We start from the raw sequence: 26,103 nt of genomic DNA on the forward strand, positions 1-26,103 counted from the left end.
TTTTATTTAAATTACTTTAACCAAAATTGTCCTTTAAAAATTTTTCCTAGTGTCATCAGTACTAAACCACTCATCATCAGGTTAGCAAAGATAAATGCACCATTTGCCAAGCCGCTCAGTACATTATGATGAACGAAAAAAACAGCCCCATTCGCTAAAGAAGCTAATCCGAATGAAAAAGCCCAGAAGCCAATATTCAGCCCTTTTTCACTAATCCAAGGGAACAGACGAATTAAAAAGAACATTTGTAAAAAACCGTATCCCCATAAGAGCTTAACGAAAAGATCGATCTCTCCCCCATTAAGCGATAAATACGCCGAGGATCCCACGAATGCTGGGGCGAGAATGATCCCCATGGTTGGACGAAATTGAGGTTCAATTTGCAACACGCGTAAACGTTGGAATAACACCGGTTCATAAATAATCCAAGCAATCATCCCCGCACCTAAGAACAAATAACCTAAATCTTGATAGCCTAGTAAGGCTAATGATGAGGCACTTGTAAAGTTAGTCGCCACAGAGGGCAAATAAAACGGTGGCAATGTCGATTTTTCCTCAAATGTGCCATCTTTCCATAACGCACTAATACGCACTGAAGCAAACAATAATTGCCCAATTGTCCCAATCCAAATTAATCCCTCACCAATGAGAGGAAGCCAACGATACAGAATATCCCCGCTTAACATCGTTGTAATCGGTATTAAGGCAAGAAAAGAAAAACGTATCGGACAGCAATATTCATCGCGTACTTCGTGAGAGAAATAAATCATTTTATAAATATAAAGCAAGACGAAAAGTGCCCATACTGAAACAGACGTTACGCCAATAATATCACTCACATTCCGAGAAAAAGAGAGCGTATCGCCCATATGTAGCCAAGCTAAAGACAAGGCACCTCAACCTAATGGAATCGCAAAATACCCTGTTGGTAATGGAAATGGTCGTTTATCAGTCATTATTATTCTCCTAAAAATTAATACCTTATAAGTTATAAGATTACCTCTAAACGCATGAATATTGATGTGGATTTATCTCAAAGACTAGAATAAAAATCTCATTTCTCTAAATGAAAGAAAGGGCTAATAAAAATTAGCCCTAAATTGAATTAATATATTTTTGATTATTTGCCGATCACTTCTAATCCGCCCATGTAAGGACGTAATACTTCTGGTACTGTAATTGAGCCGTCTGCATTTTGATAGTTCTCAAGCACGGCCACTAATGTACGGCCTACCGCCAAACCAGAGCCATTCAATGTATGCACTAAGCGAGTTTTCTTATCCCCTTTCGCTTTGCAACGTGCTTGCATACGACGCGCTTGGAAATCCCACATGTTAGAGCAAGAAGAAATCTCACGGTAAGTATCTTGTGCAGGCACCCACACTTCTAAGTCGTAAGTTTTGCAAGAACCAAAGCCCATATCACCAGTACAAAGTAATACTTTACGATAGGGTAAATTTAAAAGTTGTAAGACTTTTTCTGCATGACCCGTTAATTCTTCAAGCGCTTCCATCGATTTATCAGGATCAACGATTTGTACCATTTCCACTTTATCGAATTGGTGCATACGAATTAAACCACGGGTATCACGACCATAAGATCCTGCTTCAGAACGGAAACATGGGGTATGTGCGGTCATTTTGATTGGCAAATCTGCTTCATCAACAATCACATCACGAACAAGGTTAGTCACTGGCACTTCCGCTGTTGGAATTAATGCGTAAGGTTGTTCGCCTTCTAGCGCTAAAGTATGGAATAAATCTTCACCAAATTTTGGTAATTGACCTGTCCCATAAAGGGTCGCATGGTTAACTAAATAAGGCACGTAAGTTTCTAAATAACCATGTTGTTCGGTATGAAGATCTAGCATAAATTGCGCTAATGCACGGTGCATTTTAGCAATTTGACCTTTCATTACCGCAAAACGCGCACCTGCTAATTTAGCCCCTGCTGCAAAATCTAAGCCATTGGCATCTTCACCTAGTGACACGTGATCTTTGATCTCAAAATCAAATGTACGCGGTGTACCCCAACGTAAAATTTCTTTATTTTCAGTATCATCTTTACCTAATGGCACTTCATCTGCCGGGATGTTTGGAATGCTTAACGCGATTTGATTGATTTCTGCTAACACCGCATCAAGTTGAGTTTTTGCTTCGTTAAGCTGTTCACCCATGTTATCCACTTCAGCCAATAATGGCGCGATGTCTTCACCACGTGCTTTTGCCGCACCAATAGCTTTAGAACGCGCGTTACGTTCTGCTTGTAATGTTTCAGTTTTTACTTGTAAATCTTTGCGTTGTTCTTCTAATGCGGTAAGTTTTTCCGTATCAAGAATAAAGTTACGTTTTACTTTTAATTTTTCTGCTACTTCAGCCAGATTATTACGGAGTAAATTTGGATCGATCATTGGAATTCCCTATTTTTCATTATGAAACAGATACCTTTATTCTAGCGTGCTTTGAGCAAATAAACCAGTTAAAACCCTGATTTTTCTTTTATTAATCTCGCCAAAAACATCTAATTTTATGGCCGCACTTTGCCATAATTTAATTTTGTGATCTCTGTCAAATTCTGAGAATGAGACACTAGAAACAGCAAAAAAAAGTTCTATAATAAAAATGAACGTTAACCAAGAGGAGTAACCTATGTTTCCTGAATTTCGCGATTTAATCACTAATCTTAAAAACAAAGATGCTTATTTTGATCGCTTGTTTGAAAAACACAATGTGTTAGACCAAGAGATCAAAAATAAGATTGATAACATAGAACTCGCTACTCATACGGAAATTGAGAACTTGAAAAAAGAAAAATTACGGATTAAAGACGAGCTCTATCAATACTTGAAAAAGAAAGCAGCTGAGTAATTGGTTTAATGTGAAAGCAAAGTGCGGTGAAATTTACCGCACTTTTTTGTTTTAAGCGGTTTTGCTTTTTTGAGAGCCAAGATAAATCGCGACTAATGTCAGCACTGCACCCGCCCATTGCCAATGATTAATGGGCTTATCCAAACCAAAATAATCAATCACGAGCGCCACCACCGGTTCAGAAAGAAGTAATAAACCGAATAGTACGCAGCCCACGACTCACATCGGGGCGGCGTAAGATTTTATTTTATCCATTAAATAAACATCGCCCAGACAGCCAAACTCGCCGCCATAAAGAACACAATGAGTAGGCTGTTATAGCTGAGTTTCCATTTGTTTACACTGTGTAAGAGCAATACACCCGCTATCACTAAGTGAAGCAGAAAATAAATGCCGTATGCGAAAACGTTCGAAAAAACGACCGCACTTGTGCCTTGATAAACAATAAAAATCAGTACTGCCAACGCATTAAGGGCAAGCAATAAAATCATCAATAATGGTAGTAATGCAATGAAACCTTGCAAACGATTACGAGAAACGGACAAGCACAAATTTGCCAACAAGACGCCCATTAAAGCTTGTGCCAGTGGGTTATATTGCATGAAATTCGGTGTTGGATTGCCGAAGAAAATCATCAAATAGGCAATGACACCCAATCCACTCACCAAAGATGCCATTAAGAGAAAACCACGGCGAGCGACTTCATCTTTAGGTTGTTTCCACACTGCATATACAGCAGATAACCCGCATAAGCTGACAATATCAGTCATCACGTAATGATGTGGTGAGGCCAAGCTCATCCCAAGCCAAACGAACCAATAAAGCGCAAAACAGACATTTGCTTTGATTAAACGTCCACGCTGTCCTGGGCAAATTTCCCCTTTAATAAAGGCAACTAAACAAAGCAATTGGGCAATCAACACGCCAAAGGCTAAATGAGGAATCAATTTTTCAGCAAGTTGCAAAGATTCTATAAAAAAATCGACCATTAATAGCAACCCAATTGGCAATATCGCAAGAAATGCGGCCAAGGGTTTAGATTGTTCTTCTGACATAAAATTCTCGATTAGAAAAAGAAGGCGTCATTATGCCAAAATTTACGGCTTTTTTTAATGGCTTTCGTGCATTTTGCCTCATTCCCTTTTAAAATAAGCAAAATAATAACCGCACTTTAGGAACCACAAAAAAATGCTATTAGGCGTACTTTATATTATTGGAATTACCGCCGAAGGAATTACCGGCGCATTAGCCGCTGGACGAGAAAAAATGGATATTTTCGGGGTAATTATTATCGCCTGTGTCACGGCGATTGGCGGTGGAACAGTACGTGATGTATTATTAGGACACTACCCTGTTGGCTGGGTTAAACACCCTGAATATTTCATCATGGTAGCTGGTGCGGCAGTATTAACCGTTTTTATTGCGCCGTTCATCAAACATTTTATGCGCTACTTTCGTACGATTTTCTTGGTATTAGATGCTTTAGGATTAATCGTGTATTCCATTATCGGTGCGCAGATTGCTATTGATATGGGCTATGGTTTTACCATTACATCGATTGCAGCAACGGTGACGGGGGCATTTGGTGGTGTGTTGCGTGATTTACTTTGTAACCGCATTCCCCTTGTATTCCAAAAAGAACTTTACGCCAGTGTATCATTCTTCTCTGCTGTGATGTATATGGCATTACAACATATTCAATTAGATCATACATTTACGATTTTACTGACTTTATTCAGCGGTTTTGCACTGCGTTTACTTGCTGTTCGATTTGGTTGGGGACTACCTGTTTTCGATTTCCAAGAGCAAGAAGATGAAACAAATGATAAATTACCGAAGAAAACAAAATAATTAAAAGGAATAATTATGTTAGTACAAATGGGCAAACAGGCCAAAGATGCAGCCTTTATTTTAGCGCAGTTAAACACCACTGAAAAAAATCATGCACTCAGTATCATTGCGGAACAATTAGAACAGCAAACAGATCGTATTCTAGCCGCAAACCAAAAAGATATTGAAATCGCGAAACAAAATGGTTTATCTGAAGCCTTAATTGACCGCCTCCTATTAACCGAAGATCGCCTAAAAGGCATTGCGAATGATGTGCGCCATGTGATTTCGCTCGCGGATCCTGTGGGGAAAATCATTGATGGCGGCACCTTAGATAGCGGATTAAAGATCGAACGAGTCCGTACTCCGCTTGGCGTGATTGGTACCATTTACGAAGCGCGTCCAAATGTCACCATTGATGTGGCGAGCCTTTGCTTAAAAACGGGCAATGCCGTGATTTTACGTGGAGGAAAAGAAACACAACATTCCAACCAAATTTTAGTGGAAGTGGTACAAAATGCCCTTGAACAAGCGGGATTACCACGCCATGCAGTCCAAGCCATTACCGATCCGAATCGTGAACTTGTGATGCAACTGCTTAAATTGGATCGCTATGTGGATATGATTATTCCTCGTGGCGGTGCGGGCTTACATGAGCTTTGCAAACAACATTCCACCATTCCGGTAATTGTCGGTGGTGTAGGCGTTTGCCATCTTTTTGTAGAAGAAAGCGCTGACCAAGAAAAAGCCCTTGCGGTGATTGCTAACGCAAAATGCCAACGTCCAAGCACATGTAATACGTTGGAAACGCTTTTAGTTCAACGTTCAATTGCAAAAAGCTTCCTGCCAAAACTCGCGAAATATTTAGCCGAGAAAAAAGTGAAATTCCATGCTAAATCGACCGCACTTTCGACTCTTCAAGCTGCAAATGTTGATGTGCAAGAAGTGACTGAACAAGCGCTACGCCAAGAATGGGGCTCATTGGATCTCAATGTTGTAGTCGTTGAAGATATGGATGCGGCGATTGCTCACATTCGTGAATATGGCACACAACATTCAGAAAGTATCTTGACGGAAAATCAACGACTAGCCGCACAATTTATCAATCAAGTGGATGCAGCAGCCGTGTATGTTAATGCAAGTACTCGATTTACCGATGGCGGACAATTTGGTTTAGGTGCAGAAGTGGCGGTAAGTACTCAAAAACTTCATGCTCGAGGCCCAATGGGATTAGAAGCCTTAACCAGTTATAAATGGGTTTGTGTCGGCGATTACACTTCTCGCAAATAGTCTGTTTCATCTATAAAAAAACCGCACCTTGAAAGCATCAAAGTGCGGTTATTTTTTATCTCGTTTTTAGTGTTTACCGAATAATTTCATCGCGGGTAATACAATCGCACAAGCAATCGCGCCTACAATCACACCCACGACTAACGTCGCCACATTACCTAATAGGCCATCTGCCAATTGATAATCAGCGAGCAAATGATGAATGAAATCCACATTATGTACGAAAATACCACCACCGACTAAGAACATCGCAAGCGTACCGATAAAACTAAGTGAACGCATAAATTTAGGCATAATCACTAAAATTGCGTTCCCAATTGACTTCGCTACGCCACCTTTTTTGATAAGGTATAAACCGAAATCATCTGCTCTAACAATCAATGCGACCAAGCCATAAACAAAAATAGTAATCCCAATACCCACTACCGAAAGGGAAATAATGCGAGTCAGCAAGCTCGCTTCGGTTAATTCGCCCAATGCAATAATGATAATTTCAGCGGAAAGAATAAAATCAGTACGAATTGCCCCCTTAATTTTAGCGGCTTCATTAAAGGTTGTTTTTTCTTCATGCTCTTCATGAGCAATAAATTTATGTAGAATTTTCTCTACACCTTCAAAACATAAATACGCCCCACCAATCATCAGAAGTGGCACGATCAACCAAGGTAAAAACGCAGAAAGCAGTAAAGCAATTGGAATTAAAATGATTTTATTGACTAACGATCCTTTGGTGACTGCCCAAACAATGGGTAATTCACGATCGGAAGATGCTCCCGTTACCTGATTAGCATTTAACGCTAAGTCATCGCCTACCACACCAACAGTTTTCTTGGCTGCCATTTTGGTCATCAAGGCGACATCATCAAGAATCGATGCAATGTCATCAATAAGGGTAAAAAGAGAGCTAAACGCCATATTCTTTCCTTTATAAAGTTAAAATTTAGAGAAATGAGTTTTAGACTGGTCGAATGCTTTCGACATCCAACTTCGCATCAAACTCTTTTTGTAATAAAAGCAGTTTTTTATCTTGCTGTAAATCCGTACGTGCCTGTTCACGCAACTCTTGATAAACTTTTTTACGGTAATCCATTGGGGTTAAAACATCGGAATCTTCAACAAAAATCGACAATTTGACTGGTTTTTCATATAAACGTTCAAGATGTTCTACTAAATTTTTAATATTTCGATCTTGTTTTAAATGCGCTTTTTCAGAATGAAGCCCGAGTTGAATTTCATCTTCTGTTTGCGACTTGATGAAACAATTTAATGCTAACTCTTTTGAAAAGCCAATCACACCAGAACGTTCGACAATATCCGTCCAAGGATCTTGTTTTTGCGTAATTTGTATAATTTTCTCACGCAATTCTGGTGTCACATCTTTCAACATTGCCTGTTTAATATCAGAAGGACGCATACCACTATCTACTTTGGCTAAATCTGGATTGCTCCACTCCCAACGATAAGTTTCCGCATCGAGAATTTCTTGCTCTTCCGCGTCCATTTCAGCATTATCATCAATGGTATTTTCCACCGTTTCAATACCTTGCTTTAACTCGTCAGCTTGTTGAGTCATTGGATTTGGTACCATGGCTTTCGTTTGCGTAGCTTTCGGTGGTGTCATCTCTCGCACAGGAAGTGCGGTCATTTTGGGTGGATTTTTTTGCTCATCTAACTCTTGAAGATGATGCAAGGTTTCTTCCACTGCGGCTTGCTGTTCATCATGATGATGTTGGCGCTCTGATTGCTCAATTTTCGTTAATTGATTCAATGCCTCTAGCGCAGCAAGGCTAGCTAAATTTAATGAAGATGTAGTTTGAGTGGAAACAGGTTGAGAAGACGAGGAATGCACAATCGCCGATTGAGCTATTGGCTTTTGCGCTTGTGCTGAATAATTTGCCTTGATGTTTTGCGACAGCACCGGCATATCCACATAACCAGAAACAGGCTGATTTTCAACCGCACTTTTCTGTGTATTTTGTTCAGGGGATAGCCCGCCTTGTTTAGGCGTTTGTGCTGCCGTAAGGAACTTTGGGTGGAATGCCAATGCCCTCAACAATGTCATTTCTGCGCCAATTCGACGATTTGGTGCGGAGGCCAATTCTTTTCGACCTGATACAATGACTTGATAGAAAAATTGTACGTCTTCCGGTGAAATATGTTTAGCCAGAAAACCTAAGTGATCGTTTTCATCCGTAGCATTTTTAGCGAGCAACTGCATTAAGGCAATTTGATGCAATTTCTCAGCTGTTTCTGCCAATAACTCATCCCAATCGCCCGCTTTTTCTGCCACCGCTTGGACGGTTTTCATTAAACGCTCACCGTTACCTTGGTGTAAGGCGTAAATGATTTCAATCGGCTGATCTTCATCTAACAGCCCAAGCATGGTATTCACTACATCAGTGGACACTTTACCGTTGCCCATGGCTATCGCTTGATCCGTTAAACTTAAGCTATCACGAATACTCCCCTGCGCCGCTTTGGCTAATTTATCCAATGCAGGTGCATCAAAAGGAATATTTTCGGCAGTAAGCACGCAATTAAGATGCGCTGAAATTTGCGGTTCATCTAATGCTTTAAGATGAAATTGCATACAACGGGATAAAATCGTAATCGGTAATTTTTGAGGATCCGTTGTAGCGAGTAGGAATTTCACATATTCAGGCGGCTCTTCCAAGGTTTTTAACAACGCATTGAAAGAATGGCGAGAAAGCATATGCACTTCATCGATAAGATAGACTTTATAACGCCCTACTACAGGCTTATATTGCACATTGTCTAACAGCTCACGCGTGTCTTCTACTTTGGTACGAGAAGCCGCATCGATTTCAATTAAATCAATAAAGTTGCCTGCTTCGATCGCTTTACAGTTTTCACATTCACCGCAAGGATCAGCAGTAATACCATTTACGCAGTTCAAGCCTTTCGCAAATAAACGAGCAATGGAGGTTTTACCCACGCCACGGGTGCCGGAAAATAAATAAGCATGATGTAAACGGTTTTCTTTTAAACCGTTTTCCAAAGCAGTGAGTACATGGCTTTGCCCCACTACTTCAGAAAAGTTTTTTGGTCGCCATTTTCTGGCTAAAACTTGGTAGCTCATCGCATCTCTTTAAAAATTAATGGCCTTCAAAATTGACTAAGGTGTAGCAATCAATGCCTAAATCACGTAAGCGTTTTTCGCCCCCTAATTCTGGCAAATTAATCACAAAGGCAGCATGTTTCACATCTCCACCTAAACGTTGAACTAATTTCACGGTGGCTTCAACTGTACCGCCCGTTGCTAACAAGTCATCAATGATTAACACATTATCACCTTGTGAAATGGCATCAGTGTGCAATTCAAGGGTGTCTTGACCGTATTCTAACTGATAAGACTGTGCAATCACTTCACGAGGTAATTTGCCCGGTTTACGAACGGGGATAAATGGCAAGCCTAATGCTAATGCAACTGGCGCACCAAAAATAAATCCACGAGACTCAGTACCAATTACTTTTGTGAGTCCTTGATCTTTATACTTTTCAACGATCAAATCGATTGTGGCTTTAAAAGCTGTAGGCGCTTCAAGTAAGCTCGTGATATCACGGAAAATAATGCCTTCTTTTGGATGATTTGGGATAGATTTGATAGAAGATTTGATTAATTCAAGTTGTTTGTTCATAAATAATTGCTCAAAAAAGAGTAAGAAAAAATCCTGTTTTTAGGCTCGCATTCTAGCATATAAAAATGCAAAAGTGCGGTGAATTTTGACCGCACTTTTGTAAATAAAATGAATTAATCTGGGTAAATATCTTCCCCGTCTTTTCGAGTACGAAGAAGCTGTAAAATCCAGACATATTGTTCGGGTGTTGGCGTGACGAAATACTCTATTTCTTCGTTCATCGCACGGGCCGATTGCTCAGGATCGTCGCTTAATTGCATTGGTGGGCGAATTTCCATTTCATACTTGCCACGCTTGGCGTTATAGCGTGGGAACATTGGAATAACCACCGCTTTCGCTAATTTTGCCATTTTGTTTAACCCAGGAAGTGTGGCTTTATAAGTGGAAAAGAAATCCACAAAGACACTTTGCTCGGCACCAAAATCTTCATCTGGAAGATAATACCCCATTTGGCCTTGTTTGATATGTGCTAAAAACGGCTTAATACCATTTTGGCGAGCATGCATTTTCCCGCCAAAACGCTGACGCGCTAAAGTCCACAACCAGTCCACCAACGGATTTCGGTGCGGGTTATACATTGACGTCATCGGCATGCCGTGTGTATGCAAAATAATGCCTGAAGCATCTATCGCCCAGCCATGTGGTACCATTAAAATGATGTTATGCCCTTCAGCTTTGGCTTGCTTGATATGTTCAAGGCCAATGAATTCACTGCGTTTTTGTAAATGTTTTTTAGAACGAATGGCAATTTCACCAATACCAAGCATGACTTGTGCGACCGTCACAAACATCTCTTCAATCACTTTTTCACGCTGCTCAGCCGTCCAATCCGGGAAACAGAGTTTCAAATTAATCTCGGCACGAATACGTGGTTTACCAATTTTTTTGGTCAGCGCACGAGCCAGTTTCTCGGCCATTTTATCGCGTAAACGAAATGGTACAAAAGCGAGTAACAAAAGCACAAAAATACCAAGCCAAATGCCCCAATTTTTCGGGTGCAAATATGACCATGAAAAATGTGGTTCATAACCTGTTCGTGCTGTAATACGTAATTTTTTCTGAGAGTCTGTCATAATCAATCATTAAAAATGAAACCAACCTTGATCATACGCCATTTTTATCGTCATGATAAATGACATAATCACCACCATCGGTCTGATCAGTTGTTTGCCTTTTGCCATCACCATTTTAGCACCTAAATTTGCACCTATCAGACTTCCTACCATCATCACTAAACCGACAGTCCAAATGACATGCCCCCCAATAAAGAAGAAAATTAATGAAGCAAAATTTGAGGTTAAATTCATCACTTTCGCATGGGCGGTGGCTTTGGTTAGGTTAAATCCAAGCAATGTCACACAAGCTAGGTTCATCAATGAACCCGTCCCAGGCCCGAAAAAGCCGTCATAAAAACCCAGAAGAGAGCCAAAACATAACGCAAAAACAGCATAAGAAATTCGTTGTTTACGATCACTTTCGCCCAATTTAGGCGTAAATAAAAAGTATAAGCCGATCGCTAAAATGAGAAATGGAAGCCCTTTTTTAATTAATGACGCATCTAAACTTTGAATGAGCAAGGTGCCAACCACCGAACCGATAAAAATCACCAATAAGATGAAAGAAAACTCTGATAAATTGACCGCTCTTTTACGCAAAAAGTAAATACTTGCAGACAACGCACCACCGAATGCTTGTAATTTATTCGTGCCTAATGCCATTGCAGGTGGCATACCTGTCATTAATAAGGCAGGGATTGTAATTAAGCCTCCGCCACCCGCTATAGCATCAATAAATGCGGCAATAAAGGCAGCAGCAAAAAGCATGGCTAATATATCAATCCCCAACTCCATTATTTAACTCCTACTCTAACCATTCGCTACTATTTGGCGAACTCAACACTTGCTGACATAAAAACGGTTCTGGTGGTGTTACTTTTGGTTTAGAAGAGCCTGAACCTGGTTTTGCGGGTTCAAACCAAGAATAAAGTTCATCGCCACAACCATCGCCTGCTGGTACAGGTGCTTGATCTTCACAATAAGCGGCATCTTTCGGACAAGCAATGCGCACGTGGAAATGTGAATCATGTCCAAACCATGGACGAATTTTATGTAACCAGGTACGATCATCTCCTGCAGTTTGACAAAGTTTTAATTTAATCGCGGGGTTCACAAAAATACGCGTGACTTTGGGATCTTGTGCCGCCAGTTTAATTAATGTGGCGTGATTGTTATTCCACACATTTTCATCAACACGTTGTGTTTGACGGTTCACCACGAGCAAACCTTTTCCATCCGAATTTAACGCTTCGCTGTCTGTCATAGTGCCCATACGCAACCAAATATCCGCATCTAATCCCATTTGATGGCTTGCATGCCCCGTTAAAAAGCGACCACCGCCTGGCATAGCAATATCCCCAACTAACATCGTTGGTAAGCCTGCTGACTTCGCCTTTTGTCCAAGACGCTGTAAGTAAGCAATCATATCCGGATGACCATAATAGCGGTTTTTATTCATACGAATGACTTGGTATCCCTCACCTTTATAAGGCAATGGCTCCGCTCCAATAATACAACCATTTGAATAGCTGCCGATTGGATTCGCTTTACCGTCTGTTGCTGGAATTGGACGTTTAATTCGTTGCCAGTCTTGTGGCGAGGCCGTTGTTTGTAGCGAGAAAAAAACACTCCCTAAAACAACCGCACTTGAAAGTAATTTTGCTAAAGATTTATTCATAAGATTTCCTAAACGAATGACCTTATCTTCAATAAAAGAAAAAATAAGCTTAATTTAAAAGAGTTATCTGCATTGCGCCTTAAAACGCAATAAATGGTCGAGTAACACAATCGCAACTATTGCCTCTGCAATGGGTACTGCACGAATCCCCACACAAGGATCATGACGGCCTTTTGTTACCACTTCAACAGGCTCACCTTCTAAATTAATCGAGCGTCCAGGAATAGTAATACTGGATGTTGGTTTTAGAGCAATGGTCGCAATAATTGGCTGACCTGAGCTAATGCCACCTAAAATCCCCCCTGCATGGTTGCTTTCAAAACCATTTGGTGTCATTTCATCACGATGTTCACTTCCACGCTGTTCAACCACGGCAAAACCATCGCCAATTTCTACACCTTTAACGGCATTAATCCCCATTAAAGCATGGGCTAAATCTGCATCAAGTCGATCAAAAACAGGCTCACCTAAGCCAACAGGGACATTTTCTGCAATCACCGTTAGTTTAGCGCCAATCGAATCCCCTTCTTTTTTCAATTCACGGATTAATTCATCGAATTTTTCGACCGCACTTTCATCTGGACAAAAAAATGGATTACTGTTGACTTTATCCCAATCAATTTTGCCGACAGTTTGTGGCGCAATCTTTACTTCGCCAATTTGGCTTAAAAAACCACGCACTTCAATACCAAACTGTTCACGTAAATATTTCTTCGCAATCGCACCCGCGGCAACACGCATGGCGGTTTCACGCGCAGAAGAACGACCACCACCGCGATAATCACGAATACCGTATTTTTGTTGATAGGTAAAATCCGCATGTCCAGGACGGAAACGATCTTTGATATCGCCATAATCTTGTGAACGTTGATCACCATTTTTAATGATCATTCCAATGCTGGTACCCGTTGTTTTACCCTCAAATACCCCAGATAAAATCTGCACTTCATCGTCTTCACGACGCGGTGTGGTATAGCGTGATGTACCCGGTTTACGACGATCTAAATCAGGTTGAATATCGGCTTCCGATAATTCAAGATTCGGAGGCACACCATCAACGATGCAGCCTAATGCAATACCATGTGACTCCCCAAAGGTTGTCACACGAAAAAGTTGTCCGATAGTATTCCCTGCCATATTGTCTCTCTTTAATTAATGATTTTGGGCTAATTTTGCCACATCAATAAATGGAATTTCTTCGCCAGTATCTTTATTTTTAATAAAGATATCTAATTGATTGAATGCAATATCAATATTATTTTCTGCAAATAACTCATTTACACGACGATTGAGCGCATCCAACGTATCATTTCGCTCAGATATTTGCCCTACATAAACACGTAATTCGTGATCTAAAGTACTTGCACCAAAGGTTAAGAATAATGCTCTTGGTTCAGGATCTTTTAAGACGCTTGGTTGCTCATGTGCTGCTTGCAATAATAAGCGTTTCACTAAGTCTAAATCTGAACCATATGCCACACCAACAGACACCACTAAACGAGTTACTGTATTAGACAATGCCCAGTTGATCACTTGACCTGTTACAAAAGATTTATTTGGCACAATCACTTCTTTTCGATCAGGATCAATCATGGTAATCGCACGAATGCGGATTTTCGCCACCGTACCTGTCACGCCATTAATTGTCACGGTATCGCCCACACGAATTGGACGTTCAAATAATAAAATGATACCCGAAACAAAGTTTGCAAAGATTTCTTGCATACCAAAACCGAGACCAACGGAAAGGGCGGCAAATAACCATTGTAATTTCGACCAAGACATCCCGAGCGTTGAGAATGCCCATGCCCCACCAACCGCAACAAAGATGTAGGTTAATAAGGTGGTGATTGTATAAGACGTACCTTGTGAAAGTTTCACTCGGGAGAAGATTAATACTTCTAAAATACCCTGAATGTTACGCACTAAAATATACGTAATTACAATAATCAGCAATGCAACAATCAAGTTAAAGAGTGAAATCGTTTCTGTCACCACGCCCGCTTCAGTTGTTGAAGTTTGTTGCCATAAAGTAATATCACGCAAATAGCTTACAACGGTCACTAAATCTGACCATACATAATAGAAGATGGCAAAAAGTGCGGTCCAAATAAAGAGATCGGCAAAGCGTAGTAACTGGCTACGTACTTCATTTAAGGCCAATCCCTCTTCTTGTTCGGTAATGACTACCACATCATCAGAAGCTGAAGCATCACTTGAATCTTGCTGTTTTTGTTGACGTTTTTCTTGTAAACGACGATATGCTAAACGTCTTGATGCTACTGTGACGCCCCGATAAATTGTATGACGCACCAACGACCACACTACCCACGCTATGTAGGTATTAATAATATGCGTAATTAAATTTAAGGCCGTGTAATAATAGCCTAAAGCGATTAGCGCAATTAAAATAACAGGGACCAATTGCAATAAAACGCGCATAATTTTTAAAAGCGTTCTATCACGCTGATCCGTTGTGCTTGAATTCAAGGATTTTTCTGTACGAACAAAACGTGGTGCAATAATTACAATGCAGAAAAGCAACGCAACAATGGTATTTATTTCACCCAATACGTCATTGGCTAAGCCTGTATCCATTACATTACTGAAAATTGATGTATTCAGTAATAACACAACAGAAACAATAATACGTTTCGTCACATCCTGTAAGTTAACCGCGCTCTCTTTCGAAAAACCAAAATGACGCACTAAAATGCCATTCGGACGAAGAATAGCTAAAACAAAACTAAAGAACCACCAATAACCCGCCATACTGAGCGACCACTCCCAAAACTCTTGTGGGTTTTTCACCAAGAAAAAGCCCAACAATTGGCAAGCCGCTAAGAACCAAAGGGTGCCTGATAAAGATAAAAGTGCGGTATAAAATAACGCAAGAGGCGTATGCCATTGGCTATCCGAACGAAGCGTATTAATTTCGCCATTAATCACGCTCAAACGTTGTTTAATCGATTCTTTAAATTTAAAAATCAACCCACCAATCACAAACAAAATAAAGACATAAGTAAGTAAATACGGCAAATTATCAAAATTTGTCGGGAAGCCGATTTTCTTTCCAATGCCATCAAATTGTGCCTTAAGTGACATTGGCAGTTTTTTGATCCAATCTAAATTAATTGGATTATTACTTTTTACCCAGAAACTTTGTTGATCGAGTTTAGACTGAATTTGATCACTGATTTGAGTAATCTGTTGTTGGGTTAGCTCTAAGGAAATCGCCAAATTCAACTGATTATTCAATGACTTAATCAAATCAGAGGCCACTTTTCGACGTTCTGTCAATAAACTGGCTAATTGTGCTTTTTCCGCTGGGGTAAAAGACTTATTTTCATCTTGCTCTATTTTACTGATATAGGCATCAATATCATAAAGCTCGTTACGTTTCTGAGTAATATCAAAGATCTTCACGCGCAAATCTGCGATTTGTTTTGAAAGCCCTTGAATATTTAAATTGGTTGGTAATTTTTGTTTTTGTTGTTGAATAATACGTGAAAGCACTAACGTTCCTTGCAAAGCACTAATTTGCTCATCAATGGTACGTTGAGTTTGAGTTAAATTATCCAATACATTGCGCATACGCAACTCATCTTGCGTTAATGTATTCGTCTTCTCTGTTTGCTCAAGTAAATATTGACTCAACTGCGCATTCAGATCCAATTCTTTCTGAATAAATGGATTTTTTACAGTGCCTTGACTTTGCTGTTGTACCTGTTCAACTTGGCTTTGTGTTTGCGCCAAATTCTTTTGATTAATCACTTCTTGAATGGCTGCAATTTGTTGCTGTTGTGCTTGTGCACGGGCACTTAATAGATCATAACGACTTTGATAAAGAATGGTAAACTGATCGCTATTTTTTAACAAAATTTGATTGTATGTATTTTTTAATTCAATCAATTGTAATTCAAGCTGAATTTTCTGTTTTAAAAGCATATCAGTGGTTGGTTCATTCAACTGCTGATTCAATTCCTGAGTACGTTTAACATTATCCGTCAATGCAGTTTGTGCTCGTTCAGATACCGAGCTTTGCGCTGCAAGTTGCGTATTGACCGCACTTAATGAGGCTTGGGTATCTTGATGTTGGGTTGTTATTTTCTCAACCTGTGCTTGCAAACTCACTAAACTTTGCGAGGCATAATCAGTATTATTTGATGTACTCTGCTGTTTTTTCAGATTTTGAAGTTCAGTGTTATTTTTCTGAATTTCAGACTCAGCATTGATTAGCGTTTCTTGTAAATCCTTATTATTTTTTTGCTGGGTTTGAATTTGTTGTAAAAAATCAAGTGAAGCTTGAATCGTCGTCACCTTATTTGTTTTTTCATCACCATCAGATAATTTTTCAGTTTCAGCTAATTCACTTTTTAGTGTTTTTTCAGTCGGTTCTGCACCATAATCCTCAGCCCAACTAGGTTGAGAACTCATAATAGCAAAAACAAATGAAAAAACTAAAACAGTCAAAAAATGAGAGATATTTTTCATGAAATCAACTTTCCTATTGTTGTGATAGCCAATCGGCGAGTACTTTGCGAGAAATCTTTATTGCCCCTTGGATTAAATTCTCCGGGAGTTCATAATAAGCAACAGGTTGCTTGAATCGTTCCAATCGCCCTTGTAAAAAAACGTTGAGAGATTCGACCGCACTTTCATTAAAGGATGTATGAAATTCAACAATCGCGACAGGACGATGGCCAAATTCTTCATCATATTTAGGCAAAACAAAGACTTGCTTCACTAAATCTGATTGTGCAATCACTTTTTCAATTTCTTCCGGCTGAATATTTTCACCGCCAGAAATAAACATATTATCTAATCGGCCTTGAATGACTAATTCGTTATCGAGCCATTGACCTTTATCTTTGGTTTGGAACCAACCTTCAGCATTAGTAAGCGGTTCAACACACCCATTGCGCCAATATCCCATGGCAAGCCCGGCACCTTTTAGCCAAACTTCTTCATTCACTAACTTGAACGCTCGACCAAGCAAAGGCTGTCCCACACCGATTTTTCCATCCGATTGTTTAGCGAATGCGGTAGAAGCCATTTCGGTCATACCATAACCTGAATAACTGCGAATCCCTAATTCACTTAACGCTTGGGTTAATTTTACAGGGATTTGTGTCCCACCTAATAACACGGCTTGCGTTTGGATAGGTTGAGGATGTTCCGTCAAATAATCAAACCAACGCTGTAATTGCGTTGGCACGAGAGAAACATGAGAAACCTCACCAATAGATTGATAAAAATCTTCTTTCGGTAAAACTAAGGTTGCACCTACGTAAAGCCAGCGCCACACAATGCCTTGTCCGGAAACATGATAAAGCGGTAAAGAAAGTAGCCATGATCGATCTTTGCCAAAATTCATTAAGGCACAAACGCCTTCCGCATTAGCTAAATGAGCAGACACATTATGCACCACCGCTTTAGGCAAACCAGTCGAGCCCGATGTGAGTGTCATCGTTGCCGCTTTTGTAAAGTCAGCGTTATGTTCAGGGAATGCTTCAGCAGCTAAATAATGAATATCTTCGGTCTGATAACAAAAATCTACACCATATGCTCGACACAATTCCTCTCTTTTTTCTTGAGGAAATGCAGGATTGATACCTAAAATTTTTGCACCAAGCTGAATCACCGCTAAATAAAGAAATAAAATCTGTTCTGAATTTTTACCACAAAAAGCAACAACACTTTTTGCCGTCACCTCTTGTTGCAAAAGGAATGCTTCTACCTGGTTAATTTTTTCATACAGTTCACCCCAAGTAATATGAATACCTTGCGAGTTTCGCAACGCTACCCTATGAGTGTGAAGTGGACTTTGGGCAAATATTTGCCAAGGAAATTTTCGCATCGAACTAATTATTGATAAAACAAGGACGAACCTCATCAATTAAACATTCTGGCAAATGCATAGATTGCATTGCGCTCTCTAACATCAACATCTTACGAGCACTATTGGTATTCGTAATCACCCAGTATGGTGTATCCGGAATTTGCTTCGGTTTTGTATGATTACCCGCAACTAGTAAGGTTGCTTCATCTCGAGCAAAATAGACTCGAGTACGACCTTGTAAACTTTCTGTTGCCAAAGCAAAACTTTCTGGATTTGTACGATAAAGAATGCGTAATATACTTAAAAAACGTACAACTGCTTTTGTTTCAGCTTTAAAGTCAGGTGAGTTTAGTAACGTGCGAACTTTATCCACTATATGGCTTATAGCTTCATCTGATTGCTTTTTCACTGCTCTCTGCGACTCTATCGACTTAACCTTTTGTTGAGATATTTCCATTTTTTTTTCGACAAAAACAGACGCTGAATGTTCTTTATTTTTTGAAATTTGAGAAGATTCCTCTGAGTCAAAGACATCATTCTGACTTATCGCATGATGAGGTAAATTCAACAAACGGCGAAGAATATCTGAAGCACTTTCTCCGATTGACTGAGTTTTTCCAGCAATATATTGATATAACTCTTCATCGACTTCAATTATCTTCATTTTTTTCTCTCCGTTTGCTAAAATTTCTCTCCATTATAACGATTTCCAAGCAAATTCTCACGTAAAATATATGTTATCCTACCAATTATTAAACTATCAATTTCATCAAACAAAACAACAAATTAATTCACCTACTTTAGTTTTTATTCATGGCTTATTTGGGGATATGAATAATCTTGGGGTTATCGCCCGTGCATTTAGCGATAAGTATAACATTTTACGTGTGGATTTACGTAATCACGGACAAAGTTTTCATTCAGAAACAATGAATTACGACGTCATGGCTAATGATGTATGGCTACTTATCAATTATCTTCAATTAGATAAGGTGATTTTAATTGGCCATTCAATGGGCGGAAAAACGGCCATGAAAATGACCGCACTTCAACCACTGCGCGTAGAAAAATTAGTTGTCATCGATATTGCTCCTGTGGCGAATAGCAGCACTGGACATGATGATGTATTTCGCGGGTTATTTGCTGTAAAAAAAGCTCAGCCAAAAACTCGTCAACAAGCCAAACCTATTTTAGAAACTGAAATTGCCACTCCTAATGTGGTGCAATTTATGTTGAAATCTTTTGATGCGACTTCACCTGAATATTTTCGTTTCAATTTGACCGCTCTTTTTGAACATTATGCGGAACTGATGGATTGGCAAGAGATTTTTGTTAATACGCCAACGCTCTTCATCAAAGGTGGGCTTTCATCTTATATTAAACCTGAATATACGGAAACCATTCTAAAACAATTCCCGAATGCGACTTCTTTCACCATTAATGGTTCTGGACACTGGGTTCATGCGGAGAAACCTGATTTTGTGATACGTGCGATTGATAGGTTTCTAAATAAGAATTAATCGTTTTAAATGAGAATTCATTTATGGTATAGTTCGCACAAATCGTAGGGCTTTAGTCTCTCACTTTTTCTATTCACTCAATTTTATTTAAAGGAAAGAACAATGGCAGTTGTCGGTTTATTTTACGGTAGTGACACAGGTAATACAGAAAACATTGCAAAAATGATTCAAAAACAATTAGGCAATGAATTAGTCGATATTCGTGACATTGCAAAAAGCACAAAAGAAGATATCGAAAGTTATGATTTTTTACTTTTCGGTATTCCGACTTGGTATTACGGTGAAGCGCAAGCTGACTGGGATGATTTTTTCCCTACTTTAGAAGAAATTGATTTTACTGACAAATTAGTGGGTATTTTTGGCTGTGGCGATCAGGAAGATTATGCTGATTATTTCTGTGATGCAATCGGTACAGTACGTGATATCGTTGAACCACGTGGCGCAATTATCGTGGGCAATTGGTCAACGGATGGTTACACCTTTGAAGCATCGAAAGCATTACTGGACGATGGAAACTTCATTGGCTTATGTATTGATGAAGATCGTCAACCGGAACTTACTGCAGAACGCGTAGAGAAATGGACAAAACAAATCTACAATGAAATGTGTTTAGCAGAATTAGCTTAACCATCTCTATTTAGCATATTTAAGGGAACATTATGTCTGAAGAAAACATCAAATTACTCAAAAAAGCCGGATTAAAAATTACTGAACCTCGGCTGACTATTCTTACGTTAATGCAAGAGCATAAAAACGAGCATTTCTCAGCAGAAGATGTATATAAGATCTTATTGGAACAAGGCAGTGATATTGGCCTTGCAACTGTATATCGTGTGCTTAACCAATTTAATGAAGCGCATATCTTAATTCGTCATAATTTTGAAGGTAACAAGTCTGTTTTTGAACTTGCACCAACAGAACACCACGATCACATTATCTGTGAAGATTGCGGTAAAGTATTTGAGTTTACTGATAATATTATCGAACAGCGTCAAAAAGAAATCAGTCAGCAACATGGTATCAAATTAAAAGCACACAGTTTATATCTCTACGGTAAATGTAGCGATATCAACAAATGTGAAGAGAAAAAATAATGCTTGCTAAAAAACAAAAACCTTAGGCTAAACCTAAGGTTTTTTATTCTCTCAGCTAAAATGCGGTCAAAATCGACCGCACTTCTTTCTATTTAAAAGAGAAAATTATTTTTTACCTAATTGTGGCAAAACAGAATCTTTCCCTGCAGTTAATAAACCCACTTGAGAGTAGATACTTAATTTGCCACGTGTATCTGCTACGTCTAAGTTACGCATGGTTAATTGACCAATACGATCGATTGGATCAAATGGTGCATTTTCCACTTTTTCCATACTCAAACGTTCTGCCGCATAAGTTAAGTTTGGTGATTCAGTATTTAAGATTGAATAATCATTACCACGACGAAGTTCTAATGTCACTTCTCCTGTAATCGCACGAGCCACCCAACGTTGTGCCGTTTCACGTAACATTAACGCTTGTGGATCAAACCAACGACCTTGGTATAATAAACGGCCTAAACGTAAACCGTTGATACGATATTGTTCAATAGTATCTTCATTGTGAATACCGGTGACTAAACGCTCATAAGCAATGTGGAATAATGCCATTCCCGGTGCTTCATAAATACCACGTGATTTTGCTTCGATAATACGGTTTTCAATTTGATCTGACATGCCTAAACCATGACGACCACCAATGCGATTTGCTTCTAAGAAAAGATCCACCACGTTATCAAATGTTTTACCATTTAAGGCAACTGGCACACCTTCTTCAAAACGAACAGTCACTACTTCTGGTTTCACTTCAACATTTTCATCCCAGAATGCCACGCCCATGATTGGCTTCACAATTTTAATGCCGCAATTTAATTCTTCTAAGTCTTTCGCTTCATGAGTTGCACCTAACATATTAGAGTCAGTTGAATAGGCTTTTTCTACTGACATTTTGTAGTCAAAACCATTTTCAATCAAGAATTGTGACATTTCAAAACGACCACCTAACTCATCAATGAATTGTTGATCTAACCATGGTTTGTAAATTTTTAAATTTGGGTTGGTTAATAAACCATAACGATAAAAACGCTCAATATCATTACCTTTAAAAGTTGAACCATCACCCCAAATATTGACATCATCTTCTTTCATTGCTGCAACAAGCATCGTACCCGTTACCGCACGACCAAGTGGTGTGGTATTGAAATAGGTTGCTCCACCAGTCGAAATATGGAATGCACCACATTGAATAGCCGCAAGTCCTTCATGGGCTAACTGCGCACGACAATCTACTAAACGCGCATTTTCCGCACCATATTCCATCGCTTTTTTGGGAATTGCATTGTAATCATCTTCATCTGGTTGACCTAAGTTTGCTGTATAAGCATAAGGTATTGCACCTTTTTGACGCATCCAAAGTAATGCCGCACTGGTATCGAGCCCGCCTGAAAAAGCAATACCAACTTTTTGGCCTTTAGGTAAATGTTGCAGAATTGTATTTGACATATTTTATTTCCTTCATTGTGGTTATGGTGAGTGAGTCTTTAAAAAGTGCAGTCAAAAATCACTGCGCTTTTCTAACATCTCATCGGGATTTGGATAACGATAAACGAAGCCTAAATCTCGACAAATCTTATCTGCTATAATGATTCGTTTCGGATCCGAATCACTACATTCAAATTGTGGTATGGATAAATCATAAAATGCCGCTGCTTTTGTGTAATATTCTGCTCGTGTAGGATGAATTGGCGCGCAAAGATGGTAAGTTCGCAATCCATTTGGATTCATAAGTAAGGTAGTAATAGCTTGAATGCAATCTTCAAGATGCACCAAATTAACAGGCGAATTACCCTGTTTTAAATTACATTTTCCTGCTAAGAATTTAACCGGATGGCGTTGTTTCCCAATTAATCCTGCAAGTCGAAGAATATCGCAATGAGATATTTCCGATTGGAACAAGCACTGCTCGGCTTGTATCAGTGTTTTACCCATTTCTGTTTCAGCTGAAAGTTGAGAATCTTCATCAAATTGCCCCGAAATATCAGGAAAAACAGACGTTGAACTGGTAAAAATCAAGTGCTGTACACCTTGTTTCTTTGCTTGATTAGTTAAAAAAGTAAGATGTTCACAATACTGTTGAGAAGAAAAACGGCTAGGTGGTAAGGTGATAATGAGTGCATTCACATCAAAAAGAGATTGAATATTATCAGGCAAACTCTTTATTTTTTCTGAAAAAGAAAAAGGATAGGCTTCAATGCCTAACTGATGCAATCGTTGAGCATCCGCGAAAGATTGTTTTGAGCCTTTTACACGCCAACCGAGTTTTTTTAAGTGTTGCGTCAGCGGCAAACCTAACCAACCTAAACCAACTATTGCAACAGATTTCATTTTCTTTTATTCACAAATTCTATCCGAAAAAATCCCTGCCATTCTAAAGCATAGCAGGGAGATTGTTAATGTTATTTTGTTAATAAATCCAACGCCTCTCGATATTTAGCCATTGTTTTTTCAATTACTTCTTTTGGTACTTTAGGCGCTGGTGGTTGTTTATTCCAACCACTTTGCTCTAACCAATCTCGTACAAATTGCTTATCAAACGACGGTGGATTTGTGCCTTCTTTATAAGTATCAACTGACCAAAAACGACTAGAATCTGGCGTTAATACCTCATCCATTAAAGTGAGTGTGCCATTTTCATCTAAACCTAATTCAAATTTAGTATCACAAATAATAATACCTTTAGTCAGCGCATATTTCGCAGCCTCAGTATAAAGCGCTATCGCTTTTTCTCTCACTTTTGCCGCCAATTCTACGCCAATAGCTTTTTCACATTCTTCATAGCTAATATTGATATCGTGATTGCCCACTTCTTCTTTACTTGATGGCGTAAAAATTGGTTCAGGTAATTTACTTGCCTCAACTAATCCTTCTGGCAATTTCAAACCACAAATGGTGCCCGTTTGCTTATAATCTTTTAGCCCACTACCTGTTAAATAACCACGCACGATAGATTCAATTTTTATTGGTTTCAAACGCTTACATACCACTGCTCGATCTTTTACTAAATCAGCTTCTTCTTTTGGTAACACATCATAAACTGAATCGCCTGTAAAATGATTCGGCATAATATGGGCTAACTTATTGAACCAGAAATTGGAAATTTGAGTCAGAATTTCACCTTTGCGTGGGATAGGATCATCTAAAATTACATCAAATGCAGACAAACGGTCACTGGCTACCATTAACATTCGTTTATCATCGATCTCATAAAGATCACGCACTTTCCCTGAATAGATTTTTTTTAGACTAAGTTGTGTCATTGTTTGCACCTTTTATTATAAGAATAAAAAATCGGCGCGTATTATACCGCACTTTTGCGCAAACGTTTGCTTTTTTTATCAAAAATTTTTAAAGAAAAGAAATTACAGAGTCATACACCTAAATAAGCTATAGATAACAAAAGAAAAACAATTTAATTTGAGCTCAATCTGAAAATCAGCGACAATACAGCATTATTTAAAACAGAAGAAACAAGACAAATGAGTTATCCATTAGAAGAAGTGAATAAACGTCGCACATTTGCGATTATTTCCCACCCTGACGCAGGTAAAACCACCATCACCGAAAAGGTATTGTTATACGGCAATGCCATTCAAAAAGCAGGCTCAGTAAAAGGTAAAGGCTCTGCACAGCATGCAAAATCTGACTGGATGGAAATGGAAAAACAACGTGGTATTTCCATTACCACTTCCGTGATGCAATTCCCTTACAATGAATGCTTAGTGAATTTATTGGATACACCGGGACATGAAGATTTCTCGGAAGATACCTACCGCACTTTAACGGCCGTGGATAGCTGCTTGATGGTTATCGACTCAGCAAAAGGGGTTGAAGAACGAACCATTAAATTAATGGAAGTGACCCGTTTACGCGATACACCAATTATCACTTTCATGAATAAACTTGACCGAGATATTCGCGATCCGATGGAATTATTAGATGAAGTGGAAAGCATATTAAAAATCCATTGTGCACCGATTACTTGGCCGATTGGTTGCGGTAAATTGTTTAAAGGAGTTTATCATTTATATAAAGATGAAACCTATCTTTATCAAAGTGGCCAAGGCTCTACTATTCAAGAAGTACGAATCGTGAAAGGCTTAAATAGCCCTGAATTAGACGCAGCCGTAGGTGATGACTTAGCCCAACAACTGCGAGATGAATTAGAGCTAGTAAAAGGTGCAAGTAATGAATTTGATTTGGATTTATTCTTAAGTGGTGAATTAACACCAGTCTTTTTTGGTACTGCATTAGGTAACTTCGGTGTCGATCATTTCTTGGATGGTTTAACCGAATGGGCGCCTGCACCACAAGCTCGCCAAGCAGATACTCGTAAAGTTTCAGCAGAAGAAGAAAAATTCAGCGGTTTCGTGTTTAAAATCCAAGCCAATATGGATCCAAAACACCGCGACCGCGTGGCTTTCCTTCGTGTAGTTTCTGGCAAATATGAAAAAGGCATGAAACTTAAACACGTACGTATTGGTAAAGATGTGGTTATTTCTGATGCGCTCACCTTTATGGCGGGTGACCGTACCCATGCCGATGAGGCCTATGCTGGTGATATTATCGGCTTGCACAATCACGGTACAATTCAAATTGGTGATACCTTCACACAAGGTGAAGATCTGAAATTTACCGGTATTCCAAACTTTGCCCCTGAATTATTCCGTCGTATTCGTTTGAAAGATCCTCTTAAACAAAAACAATTGTTAAAAGGCTTAGTACAACTTTCTGAAGAAGGTGCTGTGCAAGTATTCCGTCCATTAAGCAATAATGATTTAATTGTTGGCGCAGTTGGTGTGTTACAGTTTGATGTAGTCGTTTCTCGTTTGAAATCAGAATATAACGTTGAAGCCATTTACGAAACTGTCAATGTCGCAACGGCTCGTTGGGTAGAATGTGCGGATAACAAAAAATTTGAAGAGTTCAAACGTAAAAATGAGCAAAATCTAGCATTAGATGGCGGTGATAATCTGACTTATATCGCACCTACCATGGTAAATCTAAATCTAGCACAAGAACGTTATCCTGATGTGATCTTCTTTAAGACAAGGGAACATTAATTACAATACGAAGTGCGGTCTAAATTTATAGTGAATTTGGTACCGCACTTTTTTAGTGATAAATAAAAATTAAAATAACTAAGGTGCGGTTAAATTTAATTGCATTTTTTATACAAAAGAAATTGAAAAATAAGATGGCTGGGGTACTAGGATTCGAACCTAGGGATGCCGAGATCAAAACCCGGTGCCTTACCGCTTGGCGATACCCCAA

23 protein-coding genes, 1 tRNA gene and 1 pseudogene are annotated in these 26,103 nt (G+C 39.1%); 7 read left to right on the plus strand and 18 right to left on the minus strand.

Annotated elements, in window-relative coordinates; genetic code table 11:
• Positions 1 to 11: 11 nt before the first annotated feature.
• Entirely contained in the window at positions 12 to 890 is an 879-nt protein-coding gene (tdt, locus tag ACXVWB_RS09910; protein ID WP_458485348.1) for a tellurite-resistance/dicarboxylate transporter, read from the minus strand.
• A gap of 230 nt (positions 891 to 1,120) precedes the next feature.
• Positions 1,121 to 2,410: a serine--tRNA ligase gene (gene serS, locus ACXVWB_RS09915; RefSeq protein WP_289901956.1), complete on the minus strand. Its 1,290-nt coding sequence runs from the start codon at positions 2,408 to 2,410 to the stop codon at positions 1,121 to 1,123.
• A 238-nt stretch (positions 2,411 to 2,648) separates the two neighbouring features.
• Here serS and ACXVWB_RS09920 point away from each other — a divergent pair, with 238 nt between their 5' ends.
• Positions 2,649 to 2,867, plus strand: a complete 219-nt coding sequence (locus ACXVWB_RS09920) for a YdcH family protein (protein ID WP_005695756.1) — start codon at positions 2,649 to 2,651, stop codon at positions 2,865 to 2,867.
• Positions 2,868 to 2,918: 51 nt separating this feature from the next.
• On the opposite strand, the pseudogene ACXVWB_RS09925 reads toward ACXVWB_RS09920, so the two are convergent.
• Both ACXVWB_RS09925 and ACXVWB_RS09930 read right to left on the minus strand, forming a co-directional pair.
• Positions 2,919 to 3,071: pseudogene (locus ACXVWB_RS09925) on the minus strand (DMT family transporter); the annotation flags it as partial.
• Between the two features lie 50 nt (positions 3,072 to 3,121).
• The gene (locus ACXVWB_RS09930; protein WP_289901957.1) at positions 3,122 to 3,922 is read right to left on the minus strand and encodes a hypothetical protein; all 801 of its coding nucleotides are present in this window, start codon (positions 3,920 to 3,922) and stop codon (positions 3,122 to 3,124) included.
• Between the two features lie 133 nt (positions 3,923 to 4,055).
• On the opposite strand from ACXVWB_RS09930, the gene ACXVWB_RS09935 reads away from it, so the two are divergent.
• Positions 4,056 to 4,718, plus strand: coding sequence for a trimeric intracellular cation channel family protein (locus ACXVWB_RS09935; RefSeq protein ID WP_049357598.1), 663 nt, complete (start codon positions 4,056 to 4,058; stop codon positions 4,716 to 4,718).
• 15 nt (positions 4,719 to 4,733) lie between these two features.
• Positions 4,734 to 5,987, plus strand: coding sequence for a glutamate-5-semialdehyde dehydrogenase (proA, locus tag ACXVWB_RS09940; RefSeq protein WP_289901958.1), 1,254 nt, complete (start codon positions 4,734 to 4,736; stop codon positions 5,985 to 5,987).
• Between the two features lie 66 nt (positions 5,988 to 6,053).
• Here the strand turns inward: proA and ACXVWB_RS09945 are convergent, their stop codons facing one another.
• The 10 genes from ACXVWB_RS09945 to seqA all read right to left on the minus strand — a co-directional run bounded on the left by ACXVWB_RS09945 (position 6,054) and on the right by seqA (position 18,885).
• Entirely contained in the window at positions 6,054 to 6,902 is an 849-nt protein-coding gene (locus tag ACXVWB_RS09945) for a DUF808 domain-containing protein (RefSeq protein WP_126471729.1), read from the minus strand.
• A 40-nt stretch (positions 6,903 to 6,942) separates the two neighbouring features.
• Positions 6,943 to 9,087 carry a DNA polymerase III subunit gamma/tau gene (gene dnaX / locus ACXVWB_RS09950; protein WP_289901960.1) on the minus strand — a complete coding sequence of 715 codons (2,145 nt, stop codon included), beginning with the start codon at positions 9,085 to 9,087 and terminating at the stop codon, positions 6,943 to 6,945.
• Between the two features lie 16 nt (positions 9,088 to 9,103).
• Positions 9,104 to 9,646 (minus strand): adenine phosphoribosyltransferase, encoded by a 543-nt coding sequence (gene apt, locus ACXVWB_RS09955; protein ID WP_289901961.1) that lies wholly within the window; start codon positions 9,644 to 9,646, stop codon positions 9,104 to 9,106.
• A 113-nt stretch (positions 9,647 to 9,759) separates the two neighbouring features.
• Entirely contained in the window at positions 9,760 to 10,719 is a 960-nt protein-coding gene (lpxM, locus tag ACXVWB_RS09960) for a lauroyl-Kdo(2)-lipid IV(A) myristoyltransferase (RefSeq protein ID WP_289901962.1), read from the minus strand.
• A gap of 9 nt (positions 10,720 to 10,728) precedes the next feature.
• Positions 10,729 to 11,496 carry a TSUP family transporter gene (locus ACXVWB_RS09965; RefSeq protein ID WP_289901963.1) on the minus strand — a complete coding sequence of 256 codons (768 nt, stop codon included), beginning with the start codon at positions 11,494 to 11,496 and terminating at the stop codon, positions 10,729 to 10,731.
• A 10-nt stretch (positions 11,497 to 11,506) separates the two neighbouring features.
• A complete protein-coding gene (gene mepA, locus ACXVWB_RS09970) occupies positions 11,507 to 12,379 on the minus strand; it encodes a penicillin-insensitive murein endopeptidase (protein WP_049366022.1) in 873 nt (290 codons plus the stop codon).
• 63 nt (positions 12,380 to 12,442) lie between these two features.
• Positions 12,443 to 13,516: a chorismate synthase gene (aroC, locus tag ACXVWB_RS09975; protein WP_289901964.1), complete on the minus strand. Its 1,074-nt coding sequence runs from the start codon at positions 13,514 to 13,516 to the stop codon at positions 12,443 to 12,445.
• A 15-nt stretch (positions 13,517 to 13,531) separates the two neighbouring features.
• A complete protein-coding gene (gene mscK / locus ACXVWB_RS09980) occupies positions 13,532 to 16,873 on the minus strand; it encodes a mechanosensitive channel MscK (protein ID WP_289901965.1) in 3,342 nt (1,113 codons plus the stop codon).
• A 13-nt stretch (positions 16,874 to 16,886) separates the two neighbouring features.
• Positions 16,887 to 18,239, minus strand: a complete 1,353-nt coding sequence (menE, locus tag ACXVWB_RS09985) for an o-succinylbenzoate--CoA ligase (protein ID WP_289901966.1) — start codon at positions 18,237 to 18,239, stop codon at positions 16,887 to 16,889.
• Between the two features lie 4 nt (positions 18,240 to 18,243).
• The gene (seqA, locus tag ACXVWB_RS09990) at positions 18,244 to 18,885 is read right to left on the minus strand and encodes a replication initiation negative regulator SeqA (RefSeq protein ID WP_289901967.1); all 642 of its coding nucleotides are present in this window, start codon (positions 18,883 to 18,885) and stop codon (positions 18,244 to 18,246) included.
• 70 nt (positions 18,886 to 18,955) lie between these two features.
• Here seqA and ACXVWB_RS09995 point away from each other — a divergent pair, with 70 nt between their 5' ends.
• From ACXVWB_RS09995 to fur, 3 genes are all read left to right on the plus strand, one after another.
• Entirely contained in the window at positions 18,956 to 19,741 is a 786-nt protein-coding gene (locus tag ACXVWB_RS09995) for an alpha/beta fold hydrolase (protein WP_289901968.1), read from the plus strand.
• Positions 19,742 to 19,843: 102 nt separating this feature from the next.
• A complete protein-coding gene (gene fldA, locus ACXVWB_RS10000) occupies positions 19,844 to 20,368 on the plus strand; it encodes a flavodoxin FldA (protein ID WP_289901969.1) in 525 nt (174 codons plus the stop codon).
• 32 nt (positions 20,369 to 20,400) lie between these two features.
• Positions 20,401 to 20,835 carry a ferric iron uptake transcriptional regulator gene (gene fur / locus ACXVWB_RS10005; RefSeq protein ID WP_126471749.1) on the plus strand — a complete coding sequence of 145 codons (435 nt, stop codon included), beginning with the start codon at positions 20,401 to 20,403 and terminating at the stop codon, positions 20,833 to 20,835.
• Between the two features lie 105 nt (positions 20,836 to 20,940).
• On the opposite strand, the gene argG is transcribed toward fur, so the two are convergent.
• The 3 genes from argG to ACXVWB_RS10020 all read right to left on the minus strand — a co-directional run bounded on the left by argG (position 20,941) and on the right by ACXVWB_RS10020 (position 24,089).
• The gene (gene argG / locus ACXVWB_RS10010; protein ID WP_289901970.1) at positions 20,941 to 22,275 is read right to left on the minus strand and encodes an argininosuccinate synthase; all 1,335 of its coding nucleotides are present in this window, start codon (positions 22,273 to 22,275) and stop codon (positions 20,941 to 20,943) included.
• 51 nt (positions 22,276 to 22,326) lie between these two features.
• Positions 22,327 to 23,157: a Rossmann-fold NAD(P)-binding domain-containing protein gene (locus ACXVWB_RS10015; RefSeq protein ID WP_289901971.1), complete on the minus strand. Its 831-nt coding sequence runs from the start codon at positions 23,155 to 23,157 to the stop codon at positions 22,327 to 22,329.
• 71 nt (positions 23,158 to 23,228) lie between these two features.
• Positions 23,229 to 24,089: a phosphoribosylaminoimidazolesuccinocarboxamide synthase gene (locus ACXVWB_RS10020; RefSeq protein WP_329505190.1), complete on the minus strand. Its 861-nt coding sequence runs from the start codon at positions 24,087 to 24,089 to the stop codon at positions 23,229 to 23,231.
• A 219-nt stretch (positions 24,090 to 24,308) separates the two neighbouring features.
• Between ACXVWB_RS10020 and prfC the strand changes: the two genes are divergently transcribed.
• On the plus strand, positions 24,309 to 25,892 hold the full coding sequence (prfC, locus tag ACXVWB_RS10025; protein ID WP_289901973.1) for a peptide chain release factor 3: 1,584 nt from the start codon (positions 24,309 to 24,311) through the stop codon (positions 25,890 to 25,892).
• A gap of 135 nt (positions 25,893 to 26,027) precedes the next feature.
• Here prfC and ACXVWB_RS10030 read toward each other — a convergent pair.
• Positions 26,028 to 26,102 (minus strand) — tRNA-Gln (locus ACXVWB_RS10030).
• Position 26,103: the final 1 nt, after the last annotated feature.

The sequence above is a fragment of the Haemophilus sp. SZY H53 genome, from assembly GCF_054332375.1.

Coding starts and splice junctions, on each gene's coding strand:
- ACXVWB_RS09965 (WP_289901963.1), bottom strand. CDS start 11,496: ATGGAGTTGGGGATTGATATATTAGCCATGCTTTTTGCTGCTGCCTTT.
- ACXVWB_RS09930 (WP_289901957.1), bottom strand. CDS start 3,922: ATGTCAGAAGAACAATCTAAACCCTTGGCCGCATTTCTTGCGATATTG.
- proA (WP_289901958.1), top strand. CDS start 4,734: ATGTTAGTACAAATGGGCAAACAGGCCAAAGATGCAGCCTTTATTTTA.
- dnaX (WP_289901960.1), bottom strand. CDS start 9,087: ATGAGCTACCAAGTTTTAGCCAGAAAATGGCGACCAAAAAACTTTTCT.
- seqA (WP_289901967.1), bottom strand. CDS start 18,885: ATGAAGATAATTGAAGTCGATGAAGAGTTATATCAATATATTGCTGGA.
- ACXVWB_RS10015 (WP_289901971.1), bottom strand. CDS start 23,157: ATGAAATCTGTTGCAATAGTTGGTTTAGGTTGGTTAGGTTTGCCGCTG.
- ACXVWB_RS09995 (WP_289901968.1), top strand. CDS start 18,956: ATGTTATCCTACCAATTATTAAACTATCAATTTCATCAAACAAAACAA.
- lpxM (WP_289901962.1), bottom strand. CDS start 10,719: ATGACAGACTCTCAGAAAAAATTACGTATTACAGCACGAACAGGTTAT.
- apt (WP_289901961.1), bottom strand. CDS start 9,646: ATGAACAAACAACTTGAATTAATCAAATCTTCTATCAAATCTATCCCA.
- ACXVWB_RS09935 (WP_049357598.1), top strand. CDS start 4,056: ATGCTATTAGGCGTACTTTATATTATTGGAATTACCGCCGAAGGAATT.
- argG (WP_289901970.1), bottom strand. CDS start 22,275: ATGTCAAATACAATTCTGCAACATTTACCTAAAGGCCAAAAAGTTGGT.
- menE (WP_289901966.1), bottom strand. CDS start 18,239: ATGCGAAAATTTCCTTGGCAAATATTTGCCCAAAGTCCACTTCACACT.
- aroC (WP_289901964.1), bottom strand. CDS start 13,516: ATGGCAGGGAATACTATCGGACAACTTTTTCGTGTGACAACCTTTGGG.
- ACXVWB_RS09920 (WP_005695756.1), top strand. CDS start 2,649: ATGTTTCCTGAATTTCGCGATTTAATCACTAATCTTAAAAACAAAGAT.
- fldA (WP_289901969.1), top strand. CDS start 19,844: ATGGCAGTTGTCGGTTTATTTTACGGTAGTGACACAGGTAATACAGAA.
- fur (WP_126471749.1), top strand. CDS start 20,401: ATGTCTGAAGAAAACATCAAATTACTCAAAAAAGCCGGATTAAAAATT.
- serS (WP_289901956.1), bottom strand. CDS start 2,410: ATGATCGATCCAAATTTACTCCGTAATAATCTGGCTGAAGTAGCAGAA.
- mepA (WP_049366022.1), bottom strand. CDS start 12,379: ATGAATAAATCTTTAGCAAAATTACTTTCAAGTGCGGTTGTTTTAGGG.
- ACXVWB_RS10020 (WP_329505190.1), bottom strand. CDS start 24,089: ATGACACAACTTAGTCTAAAAAAAATCTATTCAGGGAAAGTGCGTGAT.
- mscK (WP_289901965.1), bottom strand. CDS start 16,873: ATGAAAAATATCTCTCATTTTTTGACTGTTTTAGTTTTTTCATTTGTT.
- ACXVWB_RS09945 (WP_126471729.1), bottom strand. CDS start 6,902: ATGGCGTTTAGCTCTCTTTTTACCCTTATTGATGACATTGCATCGATT.
- prfC (WP_289901973.1), top strand. CDS start 24,309: ATGAGTTATCCATTAGAAGAAGTGAATAAACGTCGCACATTTGCGATT.